This is a genomic window from Pseudomonas sp. PNPG3 (assembly GCF_023093815.1).
GTDB lineage: Bacteria > Pseudomonadota > Gammaproteobacteria > Pseudomonadales > Pseudomonadaceae > Aquipseudomonas > Aquipseudomonas asiatica.
In genome coordinates this window covers 33,460-57,178 of the sequence record NZ_JALLKV010000030.1, presented here as the reverse complement: position 1 = coordinate 57,178, position 23,719 = coordinate 33,460, and the positions used below count along the sequence as shown (strand labels likewise).

Sequence of the window (23,719 nt, the reverse complement as noted above, 5' to 3'; positions counted from 1 at the left end):
ACAGCGTAAACCCTATTCCAGCCTGGAAAACCGTATGCCAAAAAGCTCTACGCCCGACTCCCCCATTCTTATCACTGGCGGCGCCGGTTTTATTGGCTCACACCTGGCCGATGCCCTACTCGCCAGTGGCTACGCGGTACGCGTGCTTGATAACCTCTCCACAGGCAAGCGCAGCAACTTGCCACTGGCAAACCCGCGGCTGCAACTCATCGAGGGTGATGTGGCCGATGCCACCCTGGTAATACAGGCAGTTTCAGGCTGCCAGGCGGTGGTACACCTAGCAGCAGTGGCTTCGGTGCAAGCCTCGGTCGACGACCCTGTACGCACCCATCAAAGCAATTTCATCGGCACATTGAACGTGTGCGAGGCAATGCGCGTGGCAGGTGTAAAGCGTGTGCTGTTCGCGTCCAGCGCAGCAGTTTATGGCAACAACGGAGAGGGTGCGTCCATTGCCGAAGACACGCCCAAAGCGCCATTGACGCCCTATGCGTCGGATAAGCTGGCGAGCGAGTATTACCTGGACTTCTACCAGCGCCAACACGGGCTGCTGCCTGTGGTTTTCCGCTTCTTCAATATCTACGGCCCACGCCAGGACCCCTCCTCGCCTTATTCAGGGGTCATCAGCATTTTTGCCGAACGCGCGCAAAAGAGCCTACCCATTTCGGTATTCGGCGATGGCGAGCAAACGCGCGATTTCGTCTTTGTCAGCGACCTGATAAAGCTGCTGATGCAAGGTTTGGAGCTGCCCACAGACGTGGCAGGTGCAGTCAATGTGGGCTTGAACCAGGCAACCTCGCTCAATCAGGTACTGGCGGCCTTGTCGCAAGTAATCGGCAAGTTGCCAGTGGTTACCTATCAACCTGCCCGGGCCGGGGATATCCGCCACTCCAGGGCCAACAACCAACGCCTGTTGAGCTTGTTTGAGTTGCCCAAACCAACGCCCATCAACGAGGGCCTGGCGCAACTGCTCGCGCCTTGAACCTGGTGCGGTAGTGGGCTGCGCGAAACAGGCCAATGGGCATGTTCCGCGCAACGCGGGTCAGCCTTGCACCCTCACGGCGTAACACTGTCGATTGCAGGCTCCTTGGCGTAAGCCAGGAGATACTCCAGGCCCAGGGCAACCTCGGCGCCGCCTCGTGCCAACAGGGCTGACTCGGTATTACGGGCCACCAACAGGTGCCGCTCATCCACCACCACCTGCTTACCCTGCTCCCGGTAGGCTTCGATGAGCTTCATGGCTGCATCCGGGTCATGAGCAGTCGGCCCTGCCACCCAAAGCACATCTGCCTGCTCCGGCGCGATCCAGTTTGCCGGAATGCAGCATGGCTGGCTCGCCGGTTGAGGCCGGTTGGACGGCACCGGGCACAAGGCCTTGAGTACCGTATCGAACGTACTGGCCAAGGGCGCCCCGTGGCAGGCAATCAGTTGCGGCGCCTCACCACGTTCAGCCCCTGGCCCGGCGAGCAACGCTTCGATGCGGTCGATTTGCAGGTCGAATGCATAAGCCTGGATACGTTCACGGCCGGCTTTGCCATGGGCCACCAGCTGTTCTGGGTGGTCGAGGTAAAGGCGCAGGCAACGCGCGAGCTCTTCAGCGTTGCCATGCTCGAACAGCTGGCCAGTGACGCCCTCATCCACCAGCTCCGGAATACCGCCAATGCGCGAACCGACCACCGCGAGGCCACAGGCCATGGCCTCGGTGATGGTCACCGGTTGGTTCTCCGGGCATACCGATGGCAAGACAAAAACGTGAGCCTGGGCAAAGCGCTCCGCAATACGCGCGTTGGGCAACCGCCCCCAGAACTTGGCCGACAGGTTGGGGGCGATTGCACGCAGCTCAGCCTTGTAGCTTTCGAGCATGTGGCCATCGCCGACCATATCGACATGCACCCGCTCGGGCGGCAGCAATGCCAGTGCCTTGAGCAGGGTTGGCACGCCTTTGTGGCCGCCCATGTAGCCCGTGAACAACACATTCAGGCGCGGGCCGGGTGCCGCTGGTGTGGTGGCACTGAAGCGCTCCAGCTCGATGCCATTGGCTATCACGTTCATGCGCTCGGCAGGCAGGCCGTTGGCGATGTAGGTGTCAGCCAGGTAGTGGCTGGGCGAGATGAAGTGATCGACTGCATCCAGCTGCCAACGCAGGTAGTCCTGACGCATGCGTTGGGGCACCATCAGTTCTTCGTTGTAAATGTGCGAGTGACATTTGTGGCACTGCGTGCTGTCCTGGCACAGCGTGTCCTGGGTGGTGATCCGCGTGCTGTTCATGCAGAACCCCCAGTGGTCGTGCAGGGTCAGCGCGATACGAATACCATGTGCCCGCGCCAGCTGCAGAATACCCAGCGACAGGCCGGCCATGTGATGCGCATGAATGACATCGGGCCGCCAATCGGCGATGAGGCGAAGGAAAATCCGCTCCACACCTGGGTGGGCGACATTGTTGCCGGTTGGCGCAAAATCCAGATAAGTCAGCGAAACACGTGTAACCGACATGCCATCGAACACTTCCTGCTCGATAGGGTAGCCTGGCAGGCCACGGCTGTTGTCCCCCGCCAGCACGCGCACCTCATGGCCCCGGGCTGCCAACGCCCGGGCCTGGTGGTGAGCAATGATCTCCGCACCGCCAATGACGTGCGGCGGGAAGAAGTTGGAGATGACAAGAACCTTCATTGATCCGACCCTGGCGTCACAAGCGGGTAGTGATAGCCGCTGAAGCCTGGCAGTTCGATGGCTGCTTCAGCGGGCAAGCCCAACGCCAGCGCTGCCTCGGCAGTGACACCCTGTGCTATCAACAGCAGGCCTTCGGCCTGCCCCGACAGCAGCGGGGCGAGCGCTGCATGCAATGCTGTGCTGTCGGCTTGCTCGGCCGCCAGCACAACCAGGTCAATGGCGATTTCGTTGTCGCGCAGTTCGTCCAGCAACAACGGCAAGGCCACGTCCACGGGCGCATCGATGCGGCTGACCGCACCTTGCCGGGTTACCTCACCCGAGAGGGCTTCATCCGCCACTTGCCAGGCTCGGAGTGCCTGGTGGCCGACCAGGTCGGTCACCCATTGGGGATGCTCGCCCATTAGCAGTGCACATTGGGCCGGCCGATGGTTCAGCAGGCAAGCCAGGGCGAGTTGACCAGGATCGTCCACCAAGGTTAGTTGCGGGTCTATCAGCAAGTGCTGCCATTGACGCGGCAAAGGCTTGGCAACCGATCGCGGTGTGTGGCTGGCCAACTGGCGCAACAATGCACGCGCGTAGCTGCGCCAGGTCAGAATCGGCCGGGCCACGGCTTCGCTGGCCAGTTGCAGGTACGCCTGCGGCTCGCTTGCCAGCGCGTGGATTTGCGCAGCAAGTGCATCGGGGTCGGTCATGTCCACGGTGCGGCAACCGCCTTCCGCTGCCAGCTCGGCCATTACGCCGCCGTTGTGGCAGATACAGGGACGAGCATGCCAAAGCGACTCGACGATGGGCATGCCATAACCTTCGACAAGCGATGCATACACGCTGATGTGTGCCTTGGCGTAATAGTCGTTGAGGGTGGCGTCATCGACCACGCCATGCCAGACGATACGTGGGTCGGCCGCATTGGCTGCATGTACTGCATCGACGATATGGTCGGCGCCGGCATAACGGTTGCCGATCAGGTCCAGTTGCCAGTCCAACTGCGGGTAGTCCCGAGCCAGGCGGGCGACGGCTTCGAGCAGCACTTTGTGGTTCTTGCGCGGTTCGAGTGTCGAGACGCACAGGATGCGCAGCGGTTCACCCGGGCGCGGCGCCGCGGCCGGCGTGGTGGCACGTACCGACGCGGTCAACTCGCCGGGAATCCAGCAGGTTTTCACTTGCGCGTGAGGCGTAATACCTTCACGTGCCCAGAAGGCTTGCAACTGTTTGCCGGCATCCGGGGAAATCGGCAGCACACGGTCGGTTTCGGCCAAGCCGCGCATGTACGCTGCATGGTTGTCACGAATGACGGTATCGGCAACCCACTCGGGGTGCGTGACCGGAATGGCGTCGTAGAAGATCGCTGCAACGTTCAGGCCCAGCTGCCGCGCTGCGGCGCGGCGCGCCGGCCCTTGGCGCTCGAAGACGATCTCGCTTTGCAGCAACCAGCCACCGCGCAGGGCTCGGCCCCCGAGGCTGGACAAGGTCTGCCGACGGTTGGCCGGGGAGCGGGGCAATACGTAGTGCTGCGGGTCAGGTTTCGGCCCGCCGTACAATGCCAGGTTGTGGTACTCGCCTTCAGTGGGCAGCACATAATCGCGCAAGGTTTCATCCCAGGTCACGAACAGTGGTTCACCAAAGTCCTGCAATTTGCGGGTGAGGCTTCGCACTACCCGCGCGACACCCGTGTTGGCGGTATCACGCAGGCAGGCGCTGGTGTCGATGACCAGCCTTGGTACCGGCAGCTCCTGGATCGGGTTCAAGGTGGCGAGCAGGTCGGCGTAGGCATTGATCGTGCGCTTCCAGGTAAAGGTCTGCTGGAAGGTATCCAGGTTGGCTTCCCATTCAGGGCCTGCCAGCAGATCACCAGCGAGCACGCGCAGGGCCTTTTCACCCATGTCCTGTTCGTCGGTGCAAAGCTGTCGAGGGTCGGCAACCACTTCAGGATGGGCGCCAATGTTCAGCACCAGCACAGGCTTGCGCAGCTGCTGCATCTCTGCCAGCGGCAGGTTGAACCCCTCCCAGTGCGACACGCTCAAGCCCAACTGGGCGTTGGCCATCAACGTCGACAGCTCGGCATCGCTGGGGTGGCCCAAGGGCAATATATGGCCGACCAAGTCAGCCGGCAGTTTCAGTTCGTCGGCAGTGGCCAGTACGCTGAAGCGTGCCTTGGGGTGCACGGCGATGATTTGCCGAGCAATCGGGTACAGCCCTTCGCTGTTCTTGTAGTTACCGGTTTCCCAGCGGCCCAGGTTGATGATCATGGGGCCGTCTGCAGGGTCGGTGCCAGCCTGCATACCGCCAACCTGATGGCCATGCTGCCAGAGGCTCTGATCAACGCCCCCGGCCAGGTGGTCAGCGCCCAGGTGAATCATGGCGATTTCTACCTCGGTGCCAGCATCGGGCAAGCTTTGGCTACGCGAGACGAAATGGCTGATCGGCGTGACTACTCGCGCTTCCGGAAGGTATTCGCGACGCTGGGCACGCAGGCGTTCCTGCACGACACGCGCCGGCCCCTGCATGTCTTCGTAAGGGACACCGCCGCAGTCCAGCGCCACGGTCGGTACGCCCCACTGGCGGAAGACCGCGATAGAGGCATAGAACGGCCAGCCACCGATCAGCGCTACCGTACCCGACGGGTCACGACCCGGGGAGATGAACAGGTGGCGGTTGTCGCGCAACCATTCAGCGGTCACCTGGTCTAGGTCGGTGTAGGCCCCCAGGTGTTCCGGTGGCGTATGGATATCGTCGGTGATACGACGCAACACATCGTGGTTGGCGCGCTGGGCAACAAAGGTAATGTGCCAGCCTGCGGCCTTGAGGCCTTGTGCCAGCAGCAGCAATACACGGTCGACGCCGAAACGGAACAGCAGGCGCTCGTTGCAGATAATCAGATGCATGGGATCAACTCAGCCTGTTCAGGGCGCATAACCGATGGCGGCGTAGTCTTGCGGGCCAAACAGCAATCGATTGAGAGGGCCGGTGATTGCTTCGTCGTTGCCTTGCAGCAACAGCGATGGATCACCCGGGTGTCGGCGATCGATTTCAACTCGCTCGAAACCACGCGCTTTAAGCAAGAACGCAACCAGCGCTGGCGGCAACGGGTTACGGTGCGTCGGGTCGACATAGAAGTTGCAGGCCCCGGTAATGAGGTTTTCCGGGTTCGGCGTTTCAAACAGCACCACGCCACCAGGGCAAACCACACGGCGAGCTTCGTCGATCAGGCGGACCAGCACGTTCAATGGCAAATGTTCGATGATGTGGAAGGCAGTCAGCCCCCCCAGGCTGTTGGCAGGCATAGCTGCCAGGTACTGCAGTGCGTCGCCCATGTACACTTCAAGGCCAGCCTGCTTGCAGTTTTCGATCATCGCGCTGTTCGAGTCAACGCCAATTGCCGGGATGCCCTCCTCTTTGAGCAGTTGCAGCCATTCGCCGCGACCACAGCCTAAGTCCAGCACCGGCAACGGAACCAGCTCCGGATCAACGCGGAAGTAGTCAAGGTTTCGCTTCAGCCGTTCGCGGATCATTTCGGGCGATCCGCGGAAGCTGGCCTCGAACTCCAGGTAGAGCTCTGCCGGCATGCCAGGTTCGTCTACCACTGCCGGCAATACCTGATCACCGGCTTCGCCCCGTGGTCGCGACGCCTGAAGCTCGGCAATGGTCATGGTCTGCTCGCGCAGCAGTTGCTCCAGCCGACGCATACGCTCGATCAGATACTGCTCGTTCTGCTGAATCGCCAAGCCGTGGGTGTACAGGCTCTGATTGGTCTGGTTCTGCACTTGCACGCCAACATTACGCAAGCGTGCATTGCCATCGGCGATGTGCCACTCCAGCGCGCCCAACCGCTCGGGCAGATGACGTGCCACGGCAAGCACCTGCAGCATGCGTAATGCACCCGGGATACGCACGATCACCGCACGGGCCAGCACGATGAACAGGTTTTTCAGCGTGGCGCCACCTGGGCGCTGGCGCACTCGGGTGAGGAAATTCATGATACGCGGGTGGCTGAAGAGCTTGCCGACTACCGGTAGCCCGCGCAGCCTGCGATACAGGCTCGGCGGTGGCGTCTGGGCTTGCGGGGCATCGTCGTTGGCAGCTGCGGTGACCACTACCTCAGGTTGCGCCGGTACTTCCGGCCTGGGCGGCAGGTAGCCTTCGAGGTCCATCAGCTCAAAGGTGCGCACGATGTCGTTGGGTACGTTACTGGGCAGCTTTGCACTATCGGCACTGGCAGTAACTCGCTCGTACTCCCGGCGATTGACTTCAGCCTGAATGGTTTTTTGCAGTTTTTTAAGATCGATAGTCATTATTTGTGTTCAAAACTGGTTGAGTGGCCAGTGTATGCGGATGAGTGTATGGCACTAGCTACGTACGCTACGGGAACACTAGAGGCCGTCATTCTACGCAGGTCGCCTTGCTATCGTCGAGCAAGCGCCCCGGGGTGCCAGCCGCCTGGAAGGCCGTCGTTGCCGGCAAAAACCTGGCAAAACGACGAAGTTGGCGACCTTCATGCAAACGGGTAACACCCCTCCAGCGCCTCAGTCGAGCTTGAACTCCGCCTGCATGGCGCACACCCCGGCGAAGTGTTTGTAACTGCTATTGCCAATGACATTGAACACCACGGCTTTGTCCCACCAATCGAAGTTGTCCTCGATGTGGTCGGCGCCCCCATGCAAGGCCAGGGTCAGGCTGTAACTGCCGGGCCCGACGTTGAAGGCCGGGATGGTCACGGTCAGGCTCTGTTCCTTGCCAGCCTCGACACCAAGGTCACGCAGCTCTCCACGCAACCAGGTGTTGGTACCGAAGATGTCATACCCAGTGCGGTCCTTGAACATGAAGCCCAACGACAAGTCGTAGATTGGCTCGTTGGAGCGGATCTTCAGGCTCAGTGTCAGCGGTGCGCCTACCTCGAGCATGGTGGCCGCACGGCCATTGCTGCTGAGCGTAAGCTCTTCGATACGTGCCTTGCCATTGCCCGAGCGCCCTGCATACGGCGCATTCACAGCCTGTGCCTGCAGCGAGCCTTCTTCCTTACGGGCAATCAGCGCGTTGTAGTAATCCAGCACCTCGTCGGGGCGGCCATCCATGAGCATCTTGTGGTCACCCAACAGGATCGCACGGTCGCACAGGCTCTTGATGGCACCCGGATCGTGGGAAACGAACAGCAAAGTCGTACCCTGCTCGCGGAATTCTCGAATGCGCGCGAACGACTTGTGCTGGAAGTAGGCATCGCCCACCGCCAATGCTTCGTCAACGATGAGCACTTCGGGGCGTACCGCAGTTGCCACACTGAACGCCAGGCGCACGAACATACCCGACGAATAGGTCCGGACAGGCATGTCGAAGTAGTGGCCAATTTCGGCGAACGCTTCAATTTCCGGCATCAGCGCAATGATTTCGGCGCGTTCAAGCCCTTGCATGCGCCCGGCCAGCGCGACATTCTGCCGGCCGGTGAACTCGGGATGGAAGCCCATGCCCAGCTCCAGCAGCGCGGCAATGCGGCCGGTGGTGGTGATCGAACCCTCGGTTGGCATCGCAGTGCCGGTGATCATCTTCAGCAAGGTACTCTTGCCAGCGCCGTTGACGCCAATGATGCCTACCGACTCGCCCTGCCCCACATTGAAGCTGACATCGCGGATGATCCAGTTCTGATCGCGTTTGCACAGCCCGAGCCAAGTACCGAGTGCGTGCCAGCGACCTTTGAGTTTTGGATAGGCCTTGCCTACCTGGTTTACTTGAATTGTCATATCAGATCTGATCGAGCAGGTCGTTGTAGCTGCGCTGGTACAACACAACAGCCAGGATGAAAACGATGACCGCGAAGCCAAGCGGATAAGCCAACTGGGACATCCCTACGGGTTCGCCCAACAACGCTTTCTGCGCCGTGAGCACCATGGGGAAAACCGGGTTCCACGAGAGCAACGACTGAACATGTTCAGACAGAATGCTCAGCGGATAGACGATTGGCGTCGCCCAGAACAGCGCCTGAAAGAACACATCGCTCAACTGGCCAATATCGCGGAAAAACACGTTCAAGGTCGCCAGCAAGGCACCCACGGCAATCCCCAGCAACACGGTGGTGGCCAGCACCGGAATCAACACCAGCGCCGTGGGCATGATCGGGAAGCCCGACACCAGCATGAACATGACCACCAGCACCAGCAGAATCAAGCTGTTGAGTGCCGCCGTCGCGATGACCGGAATGAACAGGATGAACTTGGGAAAGCTGGACTTCTTGATCAGGTTGGCGTGTTCAAGAAACACTCCCTTACCCCGCTGAACCAGTTCCAGCAGCAGGTTCCAGGTAATCAGCCCGGCACACAGGTAGATACTGTAGGCATACTGGTGCTCGATACCTGGCATCCGCGCCTGCATCAGGCGCGAGAAGATCACGGTATAGATAAACACCATGAAAATGGGCGGCACCACCAACCACAGGGCGCCGAAGGTAGAGCCCGCATAACGGCTCTTGATCTCCCGCAGGGTGATCGCGAAGATCAGACCACGATAGCGCAGTACGTCTTTTACCAAAGACAGCGGCGTATTCATTGTACTCGACTCACCATATTCATAAGACTTCCTGTATGTAAGGCACTAGCACCCCATGTGTAATGTACGGCGTGGGCCGTGCGGGCCAAGGCAGGCAGTAATGCCCCCAGCTACGAACCGACTGCACGGTAGACCTCTAGCGTCTCCTGGGCACAACGCCTCCAGGAAAATTCGGCGGCACGCAGCAAGCCGGCATCGGCCAGGGCGGAGCGCCCCGCGAGGTCACCCAGCACATCGCTGAGCTGCGCACTCAATTGTTCGATATTGCCAGCCTCCACCAGCAGCGCGCTGCCTTGGGTGAACTCGGCCATGGACGTGCCTGCTGTGCAGATTACTGGCACGCCGCATTGCATGGCCTCCAGCACAGGCAGGCCGAAACCTTCATACAGCGACGGGTAGGCAAAGACCGACGCCCCTGCATAAAGCGCCGGCAGGTCACTGCCCGGCACAAAGGAAAGTTGGCGCAAACCGTGGCTGAGTTCCAGCGCCTTGATGCGATCGCCAAGGGCCTGGTTGTGCCAGCCAGGCGCACCAGCCAGAACCAGCGGGTACTCATCACGAATGGCTCGCGGCAGGCGACACCAAGCCTCGATGAGGGTGTCGACACCCTTGCGTGGCTCCAGTGTACCGACGAACAGTACATAGCGCCCATGCCGCAGGCCATACCGCTGCAGAGGCAGGCAGGTCTGTTCGGCCGTTTGAGGCTGGTACGCCTGGGACGCACCCAGGTACACCGTTTTCACCCTGTCGCCACTTACCCCGAAGTCACCCACCAGCTCATCCCGAATCACATCCGAATCCGTGATCAGGAAGTCCGCTCGCTTCAACGTCTGGGGCAGCTTGGAGGTTAGCCACTCCACGCGTTTACGCGGATGGAACTGCGGAAAATGCAGGAAGGAAAGGTCATGAATGGTGGCCACGCACGGGCCTGCGTGAGGCTTGAGGATAAAATTCGGCTCGTGATAGACGTAATGCCGGCGTTCACCCGCCCGAGAGTAGCGCCGGGCATTGAGCAACACTTCCCGCGCGCGGTAAGTGAACGTCCAACGCTTCAGAATGCTCCGCACGTGTGCTTCGAGCGCTTGCCGCGCGCTGGGTTTTGCGCATTCACCACCTGGCTTCACATACTGCGCACTGGCGGCCATGCAATGGGCCAATGCGCTTTCGGCGCTGAAGAAATTGGCTCCCTGGAAGCAATCGATCACCCCCAACTCCTCAACCACCAGCAGTTGCTCGAGAAGGTTGAAGGTATAGTTGCCGATCCCAGTCAACGGCGGAACGAGCGATTCGGTATTGAGCAAAAGCTTCATGTAACGAGTCAGCTCCTGATCAAGCGCGCGATCTCATTAACGCGGCGCTCGACCAACGTGCTGTCAGCCCGGCTTTCGACGTTCAGCCGCAATAGTGGCTCGGTATTCGACCCGCGCAAGCTGAAACGCCAATCGGCGAACGCTACGCTGATGCCATCGGTACGGTCGACCTCAGGGTTATGCGGCAGGTAGAAGGCGAGGATGTTCTCGATAGTAGCCTTCACGTCGGCAACTTCGTAATTGATCTCGCCGCTGCACGGGAAGGCCGCGATACGCTCGTCCACCAGTTGCGCCAGGCTCTTGCCGGTCGTGCTCATCAGCTCGGCGACCAGCAACCATGGGATGTTGCCACTGTCGCAGTAGGCGAAGTCGCGGAAGTAATGGTGGGCACTCATTTCGCCGCCATACACGGCATCTTCGGCACGCATGCGTTCCTTGATGAAGGCGTGACCGGTCTTGCTCTGGATGGCGATACCGCCTGCGGCCTCAACCTGTTCGATGGTGTTCCAGGTCAGGCGCGGGTCGTGGATGATCTTGCTACCGGGGTTCTTGGCCAGCAGCATTTCAGCCAGAAGGCCAACAACGTAGTAACCCTCAATGAAGCGGCCCTGGTTATCGAAGAAGAAGCAGCGGTCGAAATCACCGTCGAAAGCAATCCCCATGTCAGCACCCGTGTCGAGTACTGCCTGGCGGGTCAGGTCGCGGTTTTCAGGCAACAACGGGTTGGGAATACCATTGGGGAAGTTGCCATCCGGCTCACCATTGATGATCGTGATGTCCAGTGGCAAGCGTGCTTTCAGCAGCTCGAGCACCGGGCCGACAGCGCCATTGCCTGGGTCGGCCAATACTTTCAGGGGCTTGAGCGCAGACACGTCGACGTAGGTCAGCAGGTGGTCAATGTAGGCGCTCTTGTCGAACGCTTCACGAACAACGCCTGGAGTTATGCCCGGGGTGCCGAGATTGCCAGCTTCGACCCGCTGGCGGATATCGTTCAGGCCGGTATCACCGCTGATCGGGCGGGACTGCTCGCGCACCAGTTTCATGCCGTTGTAACCCTTGGGGTTATGGCTGGCAGTCACCATGATGCCGCCATCAGCCTGGTAATGGCTGGTCGCAAAGTAGACTTCTTCCGTACCACACAGGCCGATGTCGATTACCTCTGCACCACCTTCGGTCAGCCCCTTCATCAGCGCGCGAGACAGGCCCGGGCTTTCCAGGCGCATATCACGCCCCACGACATAGCACTTCCCCCCCAGCTCGGCCACCAAGGCACGACCAATCCGGTAGGCAATATCATCATTGAGGTCGGCGGGCACTTGGCCACGAATGTCGTAGGCTTTGAAGCAGCGGGTCTGGATAGGTGCGTACATACATCTCACTCGATGCGGTGCCGCGAACGGGCACCGACTTCAGGGGATAGCCGGCGGTGGGTTACCACCGAAGACCGGACCGGCCGCCTCGGCAAGGCAAGGCACGGGCCGACGGGAAAGGCCTGGATTCAGGCGTCGCAACGACCGTACTTGTCCTCGAAACGAACGATGTCGTCTTCGCCGAGGTAGTCACCGCTCTGCACTTCGATCAGCACCAGGTCTATGACACCTGGATTCTGCAATCGATGCTTATGGCCGGCACGAATGAAGGTGGATTCGTTGGTATTGAGCATCAGTTCCTGGTCATCGTTGACCACCAGGGCCATGCCGCTGACCACGATCCAGTGCTCGCTGCGATGATGGTGCATCTGCAGCGACAACGAAGCCTTGGGCTTGACCACGATACGCTTGATCTTGAAGCGCTCGCCATCTTCCAGTGTGGTGTACGTCCCCCATGGGCGATGCACTGTCTGGTGCAACAGGTGCGCGGCGTGGCCGTCGCTCTTGAGACGTTTGACAATGTGCTTGACGTCCTGGGCATGGTCCTTGTGAGCAATCAACAATGCATCCGGCGTATCAACCACCAGCAGGTCCTGCACCCCGACCAGGGCAGCCAGGCGATCTTCGGTGCTGACGTAGTTGTTGCTTGCTCCGTAGGCCATCACTTCACCCTCGAAACGGTTGCCGTGCTCATCCGGCGGCGTCAGTTCGCTGACCGCATTCCACGACCCGATGTCGCTCCAGCCGATGTCACACGGAATGGTAGCGACCTTGCGCGAACGCTCCATTAGGGCGTAGTCAATGGAAATATCAGGAACTTTAGCGAAGCTGTCGGCATCCAGCGCGAGACAGCTGTAGCCCTCAGAAATCGAGCAACGAGACGCGGCCAAGGTAGCGGCTACGGCCTCCAGCACGTCAGGTGCGTGGGTTTTGAACTCTTCGATTACCGCGCCGACCTGGAAGCAGAACATACCGGCATTCCAGAAGTAGTTACCGGCCGCAACATAGGACTCGGCAGTCTTGGCATTAGGCTTTTCGACAAAACGCTCGACCTTCAGCCCCCCATCAAGCCCACCACCTGCAGCAGCCTCGATGTAACCGAACCCGGTTTCGGGATACTGGGGCTTGATGCCGAACGTTACCAGCCAGCCTTGCGCCGCGAGGTGCATCGCCTTGCCAACGGCTTCAGCAAAGGCCACTTCGTTCTGGATAAGGTGGTCGGCAGCCAGAACCAGCATGTGCGCTTCCGGGCCGTGAGTCTGGTGCAGTTGCAGCGCAGCAGCGGCCACGGCAGCAGCCGTGTTACGGCCGAATGGCTCAAGAATATAGCCCTGCGAATGGCCCTTGGTATTGATCGTGCGATATTCGTCTTCGGTTTTGAACAGCAACTCGCGGTTGGTGACGGTGAGGACTTCGACCACACCCTCCAGCTGGGCAGCACGAAGGAAGGTCTTTTGGATAAGGTTCTGCCCGTCGGGCAAGGTCATAAATGGCTTCGGATGAGCCTCACGAGATACTGGCCACAAACGGCTACCAACGCCACCGGATAGAATTACCGGGATCAATTCCATATTCGGATCCTTAACGGTCACTCGAAGTTATTAACTTCAAGAAACCGGCATGTGTCTTATTTCTGATCACCGTCGCGATGAAGCGCAACGGCGCTAAAATTTAAGCGCCCAGCGTGTGTAAATCCCTGGCCATCCATAGGCACAAGACGCAAGCTTCACGCTGTAGAATACCAGAGATTTTTCTTCGTAGCTTGCCGGCCAGCTGCAGGCACTATGGCGCCCACCGTTGAATTGAGGTGGATCACCACACCTGCAGGCACCGAGAAACACATCATTGCGGGCATAAGACAATGAAGATTGGCAACGTTCAATAAAAGACAACTTTTATACCGGCACACGGATCTGCGTCGTCCACTGCAAGCCTTCAAACCGCCGCTTCAGGGCATTTGCCAATTCGGCCTTGGCACCCCGTTCGCCATGCACCAGCACAATGCTTTTTGGTGCCTGAGGCATGCCAGTAGCGAATGTGATCAAGCCCGCCTGATCGGCATGAGCGGAATAGCCAGCCAGGGTAAGCACCTTAGCCCTGATGTCATACATCTGCCCATCCAAATCAACCTGCACAAACCCTTCCGCCCCTTCGCAAGCCTGAATCACCGCCCCCGGCGTGCCTTTTGCCTGATACCCCACAAACATCACCTCATGCCGCGGATCCCCCAGCATGGCCTTGAGGTAATTGACGATACGCCCGCCCGAGCACATGCCGTTGCCGGCAATGACGATCGCTGGCCGCCCGGTGCTCTTGAGGTAATTGACCACCTGCTGATGGCGGGCGTGGGTGTCCACGCTGATCAGTTGACTGAAACCGAGCGGGTCACGCCCTTCGGCAAGGCGGGCCCTGGCCTCGGCATTCCAGTAATCATGCAACTCCCGATACACCGTGGTGATGCGCTGGGCCAGGGGTGAGTCGAGGATGATGGGCAATTGCGACCAGTCAAGCGGGTCGCCATCAGGGGCTGGGCCGGGTTTGTTCAGCAAAGCCTTGCGGTGAAGAATGTCTTCGAGCTCGTACAGCAGTTCCTGGGTGCGGCCAAGGCTGAACGCGGGAATGAGGATAGTGCCCTTATCGGCCAGGGCGCGATCGATAGCGTCTTCCAGGCGCTGCCGACGGTCGCCGGCATGGGGGTGCAGGCGGTCCCCGTAGGTGCTTTCCAGCACCAGCACGTCGGCACGTTCCGGGGGCTGCAACGGGCGCAGCAAGGGGTTGCCACAAGCGCCCAGGTCGCCGGAGAAGACGTAGCGGGTATTGGCTTGCTCATGCCGCACGTCGCATTCGACATAGGCCGAACCCAGTAGATGGCCGGCGCGCTGCAGGCGAATGGGGCAGGCGAGACCGGGACGCTCGACCAGCGAATGCCACTGCTCGAACGGCAGGGGCACGATAAGGCCGCGTATGAAATCGAGGCACCTCGCCACATGGGCGGGCTCGCTGCTGATGCTCAGCTTGTAGGCGTCTTCCAGTACCAGCGGCAGCAACCTGGCAGACGGCTCGCTGCACAGGATGGGGCCGCGGTAGCCGGCGGCCAGCAGGGCCGGGATACGGCCGACGTGGTCGAGATGCACATGGGTGATGACCAGGGCCTGGATGCCCTGCACGTCGAAGCCGAGCGGCGCGGACTCCGCACCTGGCGCTGCATCGGCGCCCTGCTCCAGGCCGCAGTCGACCAACAGGCTGGTGGACGGGTCGAGGTGCAGTTGGTGGCAGGACCCGGTAACGCCGCGGGTACCACCGTGATGGGAAAGGCTGGGATATTCCATGCTGCACTCACTCGTCTGAGCCGAAAATGAAGTGCGCTATTACTCCATGGCCACCGACGCAAGCATAGGTGAGACTTTCCCAAGCAGCTGTAGGAAAAGCCCTTAATTACCGCTCAGTGCTGCCTGGCGGGCAGAAGCCCTGATCTTGCGTTTGCTGCGCTGCACGCCGTAGGCACCCAGCAACGGCCCGACTGCCAGGCCAATGACCAGGGCGGCCAGCACCAGTACTGCGACCGGCATGGCCGGTGCGGCCCAGCCGAACAGGACCAACGAGACGGCTTGCTGGTTCTCCAGCACGAAGAACAGCACCACAGCCGCCAACAGCAGCACGAATACCGCCGCCAGGGCGCGCTTGAGGTTACGCATCAGATTGCTCCTTGTGGAATCAGGTGTGGACCTCATCTTCTTCATTGACCCGGTCGCGCAACTCCTTGCCGGGCTTGAAGTGCGGCACGAACTTGCCTTCGAGGCTGACCGACTGGCCGGTCTTCGGGTTACGGCCGACACGCGGTGCGCGATAGTGCAGCGAGAAGCTGCCAAAACCGCGGATCTCGATGCGATCGCCAGTGGCAAGGCATTGTGACATCTGCTCAAGCATGGTCTTGATGGCCAGCTCCACGTCCTTGGACGAGAGCAGCCCCTGATGGGTGACAATACGTTCGATCAGCTCCGACTTCGTCATATTTTTCCCTTCGTTATCAAGCAGCTAGATCATTGCTTAACCAGTTTGTAGCACGCTGGGAAGGATTTGAACAGGGCGGTTCTTGACTTAATAAAAAAATTCAAGATTGAAGTTTTTCAAGAATGGTCTAGCTGGATTGGGTTGGCAGGGCCGGCCTCATCGCCGGCAAGCCGGCTGCCACAGGTATCGTGTAAGCTTTTTGGAAGCCTGGGCAAGAGCGCTGCACCGCAGAGATGCCACATGCGTTCCATGTCTGCGCCACTCAGGTGGGAGCGGGTTTACCCGCGAACACCGGCGCAGCCGGTGCCATACACCGCGGCGCCTGCTTCGCGGGTAAACCCGCTCCCACAGGGTCCGCGGCGCGCTTACAGACTTTGTTCTTTGCGTGACAGCGCAGCCTAAAGAGCTAGGGGATCTCCTACAGGGATCGTGCATGCCTTGTATGCCTGCGCCACCCAGGTGGGAGCGGGTTTACCCGCGAACACCGGCGCAGCCGGTGCCATACACCGCGGCGCCTGCTTCGCGGGTAAACCCGCTCCCACAGGGTCCGCGGCGCGCTTACAGACTTTGTTCTTTGCGTGACAGCGCAGCCTAAAGAGCTAGGGGATCTCCTACAGGGATCGTGCATGCCTTGTATGCCTGCGCCACCCGCTCCCACAGGTAATGCGACACCCTCTCGGACCTTGCATCTTGCGCGACAGGCATAAAAAAAGGCGACCCGAGGGTCGCCCTTTTTTACCGATCAAACAGAACTCAGTTCTGCTTGGCCATTGCTTCGCGCAGCAGCGCAGCCATGGTGGTGTCGGCAGCCGCTTCCGGAGCGTTTTTCAGGCTCTGGATGGCTTCGCGCTCTTCAGCATCGTCCTTCGACTTGATGGACAGGCTGATAACGCGGGACTTGCGGTCAACGCTGATGATCTTGGCTTCGATCTCTTCGCCTTCCTTCAGGACGTTACGCGCGTCTTCAACGCGGTCACGGCTGATTTCGGAAGCTTTCAGAGTAGCTTCGATGTCGTCGGCCAGAGTGACGATGGCGCCTTTGGCGTCAACTTCTTTCACGATGCCCTTGACGATAGCGCCCTTGTCATTGACAGCAACGAAGTTGGAGAACGGATCGTCTTCCAGCTGCTTGATGCCCAGGGAGATGCGCTCGCGCTCTGGGTCGACCGACAGGATGACGGTTTCCAGCTCGTCGCCCTTCTTGAAACGACGCACGGCTTCTTCGCCGGTTTCGTTCCAGGAGATGTCGGACAGGTGAACCAGACCGTCGATGCCGCCGTCCAGACCAATGAAGATACCGAAGTCGGTGATCGACTTGATGGTACCGGTGATCTTGTCACCCTTGTTGAACTGGCCGGAGAAGTCTTCCCATGGGTTGGACTTGCACTGCTTGATGCCCAGGGAGATACGACGACGCTCTTCGTCGATGTCCAGAACCATGACTTCCACTTCGTCGCCAACCTGAACGACTTTCGACGGGTGGATGTTCTTGTTGGTCCAGTCCATTTCGGAAACGTGTACCAGACCTTCAACGCCTTCTTCCAGCTCAGCGAAGCAGCCGTAGTCGGTCAGGTTGGTAACGCGAGCCTGTACGCGAGTACCTTCTGGGTAACGGGCAGTGATAGCTACCCACGGATCTTCGCCCATCTGCTTCAGACCCAGCGAAACGCGGTTGCGCTCGCGGTCGAACTTCAGAACGCGCACGTCGACTTCGTCGCCAACGTTAACGATTTCCGATGGGTGCTTGATGCGCTTCCAAGCCATGTCGGTGATGTGCAGCAGGCCGTCGATACCGCCCAGGTCCACGAAGGCGCCGTAGTCGGTGAGGTTCTTGACGATACCTTTGACTTGTTGGCCTTCCTGCAGGGTTTCCAGCAGGGCTTCGCGCTCGGCGCTGTTCTCGGCTTCCAGCACGCTGCGACGGGAAACGACAACGTTGTTGCGCTTCTGGTCCAGCTTGATGACCTTGAATTCCAGCTCTTTGCCTTCCAGGTGGGTGGTGTCGCGCACAGGGCGGACATCAACCAGGGAGCCCGGCAGGAACGCACGGATGCCGTTAACGTCGACAGTGAAGCCGCCCTTAACCTTACCGTTGATAACGCCCTTGACCACTTCTTCGGCGGCGAAAGCTGCTTCCAGAACAATCCAGCACTCGGCGCGCTTGGCTTTTTCACGGGACAGCTTGGTTTCGCCAAAGCCGTCTTCGACCGCGTCCAGCGCAACGTGAACTTCGTCACCGACCTTGATGGTCAGCTCGCCAGCTTCGTTGTAGAACTGCTCGAGCGGGATGACGCCCTCGGACTTCAGGCCAGCGTGTACGGTAACCCAGTCGCCGTCGATGTCGACAACGATACCGGTGATGATGGCACCCGGCTGAAGATTGAGGGTTTTCAGGCTTTCTTCAAAGAGTTCTGCAAAGCTTTCGCTCATTTTAATTCCTGTAGATTCGGGCGAAACAGACGCCCATAGCCACATTCCAGACAATGTGGGTTTGTTTTAAGTAAAGGAAAGCCGGCAGGACGTTGACTGGTGCCCCTGCCTGCTTTCCTGGCTATCAGAGAAGGTCGCGCAGTGCGATCTCGCTCCTGATACGTTGCAACACCTGCTCGATGGACAACTCGGTAGAGTCCAACTGAATGGCATCGACCGCTGGCTTCAGCGGGGCCACTGCACGTTGGGTGTCGCGCTCATCACGCGCACGAATCTCATCCAGCAGACTCGACAGACTAACATCTTCACCCTTGCCCTTCAACTGCAGGTAGCGGCGACGCGCTCGCTCCTCCGCGCTGGCGGTGAGGAAGACTTTCAACGGCGCATCCGGGAACACCACGGTGCCCATGTCGCGGCCGTCGGCTATCAGGCCAGGCGCCTCGCGGAATTCGCGCTGACGCACCAACAACGCATCACGCACGGCTGGCAGCGAAGCAACCATCGAGGCACCGGCACCAACGGTCTCGGTGCGGATGATGTTGCTGACGTCCTCGCCCTCGAGGATGATCTGTTGCAGCTTACCGGGCTCGGCGGCAATGAACTGCACATCCAGATGGGCGGCAAGCTTGGTCAGCAGCTCTTCGTTGGTCAGATCGACGCCATGGTTGCTGGCGTTGAACGCCAGCAGACGGTACAGCGCGCCAGAGTCCAGCAACTTCCAGCCCAGCTCGCGGGCCAGCAGCCCGGCGACCGTACCCTTGCCCGAACCGCTTGGCCCATCGATGGTGATAACCGGCGTCAGGGCACTCACGACTTGCCCTCTTCCGCCACGCGGATGCCCACTTCGGCGCACAGCGCCAGGAAGTTGGGGAACGAGGTTGCGACGTTGGCGCAATCGTGGATGCGGATCGGCGCGCTGGCGCGCAGCGAGGCAACACTGAAGGCCATGGCGATACGGTGGTCACCGTGGCCATGCACTTCGCCGCCGCCCAACTGGCCGCCATCAATGATGATGCCGTCCGGGGTCGGCTCGCACTTGATGCCAAGGGTGATCAGGCCGTCGGCCATGACCTGGATACGGTCGGATTCCTTCACCCGCAGCTCTTCGGCTCCACGCAGCACGGTACGCCCTTCGGCGCAGGCAGCGGCGACGAACAGCACCGGGAACTCGTCGATGGCCAGTGGCACCAGCTCTTCAGGAATGTCGATACCCTTCAGCTTGGCGCCGCGCACACGCAGGTCGGCTACCGGTTCGCCGCCGACTTCACGCTGGTTTTCCAGAGTGATGTCGCCACCCATCAGGCGCAGGATGTCGATCACGCCGGTACGGGTCGGGTTGATGCCAACGTGCTCCAGCACCAGCTCGGAACCTTCGGCAATGGACGCTGCCACCAGGAAGAACGCCGCCGAGGAGATGTCGGCCGGCACTTCGATACGGGTAGCAGTGAGCTTGCCGCCGGACTGCAGTGAGGCCACCGGGCCGTTGCTTTCGACGCTGTAGCCAAAGCCGCGCAGCATGCGCTCGGTGTGGTCACGGGTTGGTGCAGGCTCGGTGACGGTGGTCTTGCCTTCGGCGTACAGGCCGGCCAGCAGCAGGCAGGATTTGACCTGGGCACTGGCCATCGGCAGCGTGTAGGTCAGCGCCTTGAGCTTGTGGCCACCACGGATGGTCAGCGGCGGGCGGCCTTCAGGGCCAGTCTCGACCACGGCACCCATTTCGCGCAGCGGGTTGGCCACGCGGTTCATCGGGCGCTTGGACAGCGAAGCGTCGCCGGTCATGGTCACGTCGAACGGCTGGCCGGCCAGCAGGCCCGACAGCAGGCGCATCGAGGTACCCGAGTTGCCCACATACAGCGGCCCGGGTGGTGGCTTGAGGCCGTGCAGGCCGACACCATGAATGGTCACGCGACCGTGGTTCGGGCCTTCGATGACCACACCCATGTCACGGAATGCCTGCAGGGTCGCCAGCGCGTCCTCACCTTCGAGGAAGCCTTCGACCTCGGTGGTGCCTTCGGCCAGCGAGCCGAGCATGATCGAGCGGTGGGAAATCGACTTGTCGCCCGGTACGCGGATTCGCCCGGACAGGCGGCCACCCGGTTGGGCCAGGAAAATCAGATCGTTGGCGTTCATAGCGTCCACATAGGCCCGGCGGGCCAGGATTTTACTGAAATGCTCGCGGGCAACGCGTGCGCGGGTGAATACACCCAGCAGCTGGTGCCCGTCCCCTTCAGCGATCGCGTCGCGCAAGGCGTCGAGATCGCTGCGATATGTATCAAGCGTGCGCAGGACAGCGTCGCGGTTGGCGAGAAAGATGTCGTGCCACATGGTCGGGTCGCTGCCGGCGATTCTCGTGAAATCGCGGAAGCCTCCCGCAGCGTACCGGAAGATCTCGAGGTTTTCATTGCGCTTGGCCAGTGAATCGACCAGGCCGAAGGCCAGCAGATGCGGCAGATGACTGGTGGCGGCCAGCACTTCGTCGTGGCGTTCGACCGACATGTGCTCCACATCGGCATCCAGCGCGCGCCACAGGCGGTCGACCAGGGCCAGGGCGGCCGGGTCGGTTTCGGCCAGCGGCGTGAGGATGACCTTGTGTCGGCGGAACAGGGCAGCATTGGAGGCCTCTACCCCGCTCTGCTCGGAGCCGGCGATGGGGTGGCCGGGGACGAAGCGCGGCAAGCGCTCCCCAAAGACCACCCGCGCCTCACGCACGACGTTGCCCTTGGCGCTGCCGACGTCGGTGATGACGGCAGCGCCAAGGTCGAGCTTGGCCAGGCGGGCCAGGACTTTTTCCATGGCCAGGATCGGCACGGCCAACTGGATGACATCGGCACCGACACAGGCGGCGGCAAGGTCTTCTTCGCAGCGATCGACCACGCCCAGGGCCACGGCCTGCTTGCGCGAGGGGGCGTCCAGGTCGACACCGACCACTTCGCGGCACAGGCCGCTTTCACGCAGGCCCTTGGCGAACGAGCCACCGATCAGGCCGAGGCCGACCACGACCAGGCGGTTGATGATTGGCGCGGGTTTGGTTGTTACTGCTTTTACCACTGGTGCGAACCCTGTTCAGAAATCTAGACAGCCTGCGGGGCCCATTGGGGCCGCTGTGCGGCCCTTCGCGGGCACGCCCGCTCCCACAGAGTTCGACATCACGCTGTCACTGTGGGAGCGGGCGTGCCCGCGAAGGGCTGCAAAGCAGCCCCAAAGGCCTTGAATCAAAGCACCGCCTTCGGATACGAACCCAGCACCTTCAGCGCCACAGCCTCCTGGCTGATCTGCTCGAGCACCGCCTTGATCAGCGGGTCGCGGTGGTGGCCGACGAAGTCGATGAAGAACACGTAGGTCCACTTGCCGCTACGCGACGGGCGAGTCTCGATGCGAGTCAGGTCGATGCCGTTCTGGTGGAACGGTACCAACAGCTCGTGCAAGGCACCCGGCTTGTTGCTCATCGAAACGATGATCGAGGTCTTGTCGTCGCCGGTCGGCGGCACTTCCTGGTTACCGATCATCAGGAAGCGCGTGGAGTTGTCCGGGCGGTCTTCGATCTTCTCGGCCAGGCGAGTCAACCCGTACAGGTTGGCCGCCATGTCGCCGGCGATCGCCGCCGAATTCCACTCGCCCTTGACCCGCTTGGCGGCCTCGGCATTGCTAGACACGGCCACGCGCTCCACGTTCGGGTAGTGCGCGTCCAGCCACTTGCGGCACTGGGCCAGCGACTGGGCGTGAGAGTAGATGCGGGTGATACTGTCGGTCTTGGTGTTCTCGCCCACCAGCAGGTGGTGGTGGATGCGCAGCTCGACCTCACCGCAAATCACCATGTCGTGTTCGAGGAAGCTGTCCAGGGTGTGGCTGACCGCGCCTTCGGTGGAGTTTTCCACCGGCACCACGCCGAAGTTGACGGCACCGGCCGCCACTTCGCGGAACACTTCGTCGATGGCCGCCATCGGCCGGCTGATCACCGCGTGGCCGAAGTGCTTCATGGCCGCAGCCTGGGTGAAGGTGCCTTCAGGGCCGAGGTAGGCGATTTTCAGCGGCTCTTCCAGGGCCAGGCACGACGACATGATTTCGCGGAACAGCCGCGCCATCTCTTCGTTGTCCAGCGGCCCCTTGTTGCGCTCCATCACGCGCTTGAGCACTGCGGCTTCACGCTCAGGGCGGTAGAACACCGGTTTTTCGCCTTCCGCCAGCGAGGCGGTCTTGACCTTGGCCACTTCCTGGGCGCACCGGGCGCGCTCGCTGATCAGCTCGAGGATCTTCTCGTCGAGGCTGTCGATGCGAACGCGCAACGCCTTCAGTTCGTGCTCGGACATCAGCCGTGCTCCTTCTCGAATTCGGCCATGTAGGCCACCAGGGCTTCGACCGCTTCAAGGCCCAGGGCGTTGTAGATGGAGGCGCGCATGCCGCCTACCGAACGGTGGCCCTTGAGGTTGAGCAGGCCACGGGCATCGGCGCCGGCGAGGAAGGCCTTGTCCAGGCGCTCGTCAGCCAGGCGGAACGGCACGTTCATCCACGAACGGGCGTTGTGGCTGATCGGGTTGGTGTAGAACTCGCTGCTGTCGATGAAACCGTACAGGCGGTCTTTCTTGGCGCGGTTGCGCTGTTCCATGGCATCGACGCCACCCTGCTCTTTCAGCCACTCGAACACCAGGCCCGAGAGGTACCAGGAGTAGGTGGCCGGGGTGTTGTACATCGAGCCGTTGTCGGCCGATACCTTGTAGTCGAGCATGGTCGGGCAGCTGCTGCGGGCGCGGCCCAGCAGGTCTTCGCGCACGATCACCACTACCAGGCCGCTCGGGCCGATGTTCTTCTGCGCGCCGGCGTAGATCAGGCCGTACTGCGACACGTCGATCGGGCGCGAGAGGATGTCGGACGACATGTCGACCACCAGTGGCACGTCACCGGTTTCCGGCACCCAGTCGAACTGCAGCCCACCAATGGTCTCGTTGGACGCATAGTGCACGTAGGCAGCGTTCTTGGTCAGCTTCCACTCGTTCTGGCCCGGGATGGCCAGGTAGTCGTAGGGCTTGGCGCTGGCGGCGACGTTGACGCTGCCGAAGCGGCGCCCTTCCTCGATGGCCTTTTTCGACCAGATGCCGGTCTCGATGTAGTCGGCGGTGCCGTTTTCCGGCAGCAGGTTCAGCGGGATTTCGGCGAACTGCTGGCTGGCGCCGCCCTGCAGGAACAGCACCTTGTAGTTGGAGGGGACGGACAGCAGGTCACGCAAGTCCTGCTCGGCCTTTTCGGCGATGGCCACGTAATCGTCGCTACGATGGCTCATTTCCATCACCGACAAGCCCTTGCCACGCCAATCCATCATCTCGGCCTGGGCGCGCTGCAGAACAGCATCTGGAAGCGCGGCAGGGCCTGCGCAGAAGTTAAAGGCTCGTTTGCTCACATCCACTC

The 23,719-nt window shown here is 60.9% G+C and carries 17 protein-coding genes; 1 reads left to right on the top strand and 16 read right to left on the bottom strand.

Translation table 11 applies throughout. The annotated features are described in order from the left end of the window. The first annotated feature begins 34 nt into the window (after positions 1–34). Complete coding sequence (locus MJ643_RS19075) at positions 35–979, top strand: NAD-dependent epimerase/dehydratase family protein (protein ID WP_024086458.1); 945 nt, start codon at positions 35–37, stop codon at positions 977–979. A 74-nt stretch (positions 980–1,053) separates the two neighbouring features. Here the strand turns inward: MJ643_RS19075 and MJ643_RS19070 are convergent, their stop codons facing one another. The 16 genes from MJ643_RS19070 to serC all read right to left on the bottom strand — a co-directional run bounded on the left by MJ643_RS19070 (position 1,054) and on the right by serC (position 23,711). After that, on the bottom strand, positions 1,054–2,667 hold the full coding sequence (locus MJ643_RS19070) for a glycosyltransferase family 4 protein (protein WP_247726978.1): 1,614 nt from the start codon (positions 2,665–2,667) through the stop codon (positions 1,054–1,056). After that, a complete protein-coding gene (locus MJ643_RS19065) occupies positions 2,664–5,549 on the bottom strand; it encodes a glycosyltransferase (protein ID WP_247726977.1) in 2,886 nt (961 codons plus the stop codon). The genes MJ643_RS19070 and MJ643_RS19065 overlap by 4 nt, the downstream gene beginning before the upstream one ends. A gap of 18 nt (positions 5,550–5,567) precedes the next feature. After that, positions 5,568–6,956, bottom strand: coding sequence for a class I SAM-dependent methyltransferase (locus MJ643_RS19060; RefSeq protein ID WP_024086455.1), 1,389 nt, complete (start codon positions 6,954–6,956; stop codon positions 5,568–5,570). Positions 6,957–7,187: 231 nt separating this feature from the next. Then, complete coding sequence (locus tag MJ643_RS19055) at positions 7,188–8,396, bottom strand: ABC transporter ATP-binding protein (RefSeq protein ID WP_024086454.1); 1,209 nt, start codon at positions 8,394–8,396, stop codon at positions 7,188–7,190. A gap of 1 nt (position 8,397) precedes the next feature. Beyond that, on the bottom strand, positions 8,398–9,198 hold the full coding sequence (locus MJ643_RS19050; protein WP_024086453.1) for an ABC transporter permease: 801 nt from the start codon (positions 9,196–9,198) through the stop codon (positions 8,398–8,400). A gap of 110 nt (positions 9,199–9,308) precedes the next feature. Beyond that, positions 9,309–10,508, bottom strand: a complete 1,200-nt coding sequence (locus MJ643_RS19045; RefSeq protein ID WP_024086452.1) for a glycosyltransferase family 1 protein — start codon at positions 10,506–10,508, stop codon at positions 9,309–9,311. A gap of 8 nt (positions 10,509–10,516) precedes the next feature. Beyond that, complete coding sequence (locus MJ643_RS19040) at positions 10,517–11,878, bottom strand: phosphomannomutase/phosphoglucomutase (protein ID WP_024086451.1); 1,362 nt, start codon at positions 11,876–11,878, stop codon at positions 10,517–10,519. 128 nt (positions 11,879–12,006) lie between these two features. Then, positions 12,007–13,449, bottom strand: a complete 1,443-nt coding sequence (locus MJ643_RS19035; protein ID WP_024086450.1) for a mannose-1-phosphate guanylyltransferase/mannose-6-phosphate isomerase — start codon at positions 13,447–13,449, stop codon at positions 12,007–12,009. Positions 13,450–13,773: 324 nt separating this feature from the next. After that, complete coding sequence (locus tag MJ643_RS19030) at positions 13,774–15,207, bottom strand: MBL fold metallo-hydrolase (protein ID WP_024086449.1); 1,434 nt, start codon at positions 15,205–15,207, stop codon at positions 13,774–13,776. Positions 15,208–15,309: 102 nt separating this feature from the next. Beyond that, the gene (locus MJ643_RS19025) at positions 15,310–15,573 is read right to left on the bottom strand and encodes a lipopolysaccharide assembly protein LapA domain-containing protein (RefSeq protein WP_012271042.1); all 264 of its coding nucleotides are present in this window, start codon (positions 15,571–15,573) and stop codon (positions 15,310–15,312) included. Between the two features lie 19 nt (positions 15,574–15,592). Beyond that, positions 15,593–15,889: an integration host factor subunit beta gene (gene ihfB, locus MJ643_RS19020; RefSeq protein ID WP_024086448.1), complete on the bottom strand. Its 297-nt coding sequence runs from the start codon at positions 15,887–15,889 to the stop codon at positions 15,593–15,595. Between the two features lie 753 nt (positions 15,890–16,642). Next, positions 16,643–18,319, bottom strand: coding sequence for a 30S ribosomal protein S1 (gene rpsA, locus MJ643_RS19015; protein WP_003252673.1), 1,677 nt, complete (start codon positions 18,317–18,319; stop codon positions 16,643–16,645). 124 nt (positions 18,320–18,443) lie between these two features. Next, positions 18,444–19,130, bottom strand: coding sequence for a (d)CMP kinase (cmk, locus tag MJ643_RS19010; protein WP_023662287.1), 687 nt, complete (start codon positions 19,128–19,130; stop codon positions 18,444–18,446). Next, on the bottom strand, positions 19,127–21,334 hold the full coding sequence (locus MJ643_RS19005) for a bifunctional prephenate dehydrogenase/3-phosphoshikimate 1-carboxyvinyltransferase (protein WP_041506488.1): 2,208 nt from the start codon (positions 21,332–21,334) through the stop codon (positions 19,127–19,129). The genes cmk and MJ643_RS19005 overlap by 4 nt, the downstream gene beginning before the upstream one ends. Before the next feature lie 197 nt (positions 21,335–21,531). Then, positions 21,532–22,626, bottom strand: a complete 1,095-nt coding sequence (gene pheA / locus MJ643_RS19000) for a prephenate dehydratase (protein ID WP_013971453.1) — start codon at positions 22,624–22,626, stop codon at positions 21,532–21,534. Next, positions 22,626–23,711 (bottom strand): 3-phosphoserine/phosphohydroxythreonine transaminase, encoded by a 1,086-nt coding sequence (serC, locus tag MJ643_RS18995; RefSeq protein WP_247726976.1) that lies wholly within the window; start codon positions 23,709–23,711, stop codon positions 22,626–22,628. The genes pheA and serC overlap by 1 nt, the downstream gene beginning before the upstream one ends. Positions 23,712–23,719: the final 8 nt, after the last annotated feature.

What these genes read in the sequence shown, in the direction of transcription:
- MJ643_RS19075 (WP_024086458.1), top strand. Translation starts at nt 35, where the DNA reads ATGCCAAAAAGCTCTACGCCCGACTCCCCCATTCTTATCACTGGCGGC.
- MJ643_RS19070 (WP_247726978.1), bottom strand. Translation starts at nt 2,667, where the DNA reads ATGAAGGTTCTTGTCATCTCCAACTTCTTCCCGCCGCACGTCATTGGC.
- MJ643_RS19065 (WP_247726977.1), bottom strand. Translation starts at nt 5,549, where the DNA reads ATGCATCTGATTATCTGCAACGAGCGCCTGCTGTTCCGTTTCGGCGTC.
- MJ643_RS19060 (WP_024086455.1), bottom strand. Translation starts at nt 6,956, where the DNA reads ATGACTATCGATCTTAAAAAACTGCAAAAAACCATTCAGGCTGAAGTC.
- MJ643_RS19055 (WP_024086454.1), bottom strand. Translation starts at nt 8,396, where the DNA reads ATGACAATTCAAGTAAACCAGGTAGGCAAGGCCTATCCAAAACTCAAA.
- MJ643_RS19050 (WP_024086453.1), bottom strand. Translation starts at nt 9,198, where the DNA reads ATGAATACGCCGCTGTCTTTGGTAAAAGACGTACTGCGCTATCGTGGT.
- MJ643_RS19045 (WP_024086452.1), bottom strand. Translation starts at nt 10,508, where the DNA reads ATGAAGCTTTTGCTCAATACCGAATCGCTCGTTCCGCCGTTGACTGGG.
- MJ643_RS19040 (WP_024086451.1), bottom strand. Translation starts at nt 11,878, where the DNA reads ATGTACGCACCTATCCAGACCCGCTGCTTCAAAGCCTACGACATTCGT.
- MJ643_RS19035 (WP_024086450.1), bottom strand. Translation starts at nt 13,449, where the DNA reads ATGGAATTGATCCCGGTAATTCTATCCGGTGGCGTTGGTAGCCGTTTG.
- MJ643_RS19030 (WP_024086449.1), bottom strand. Translation starts at nt 15,207, where the DNA reads ATGGAATATCCCAGCCTTTCCCATCACGGTGGTACCCGCGGCGTTACC.
- MJ643_RS19025 (WP_012271042.1), bottom strand. Translation starts at nt 15,573, where the DNA reads ATGCGTAACCTCAAGCGCGCCCTGGCGGCGGTATTCGTGCTGCTGTTG.
- ihfB (WP_024086448.1), bottom strand. Translation starts at nt 15,889, where the DNA reads ATGACGAAGTCGGAGCTGATCGAACGTATTGTCACCCATCAGGGGCTG.
- rpsA (WP_003252673.1), bottom strand. Translation starts at nt 18,319, where the DNA reads ATGAGCGAAAGCTTTGCAGAACTCTTTGAAGAAAGCCTGAAAACCCTC.
- pheA (WP_013971453.1), bottom strand. Translation starts at nt 22,626, where the DNA reads ATGTCCGAGCACGAACTGAAGGCGTTGCGCGTTCGCATCGACAGCCTC.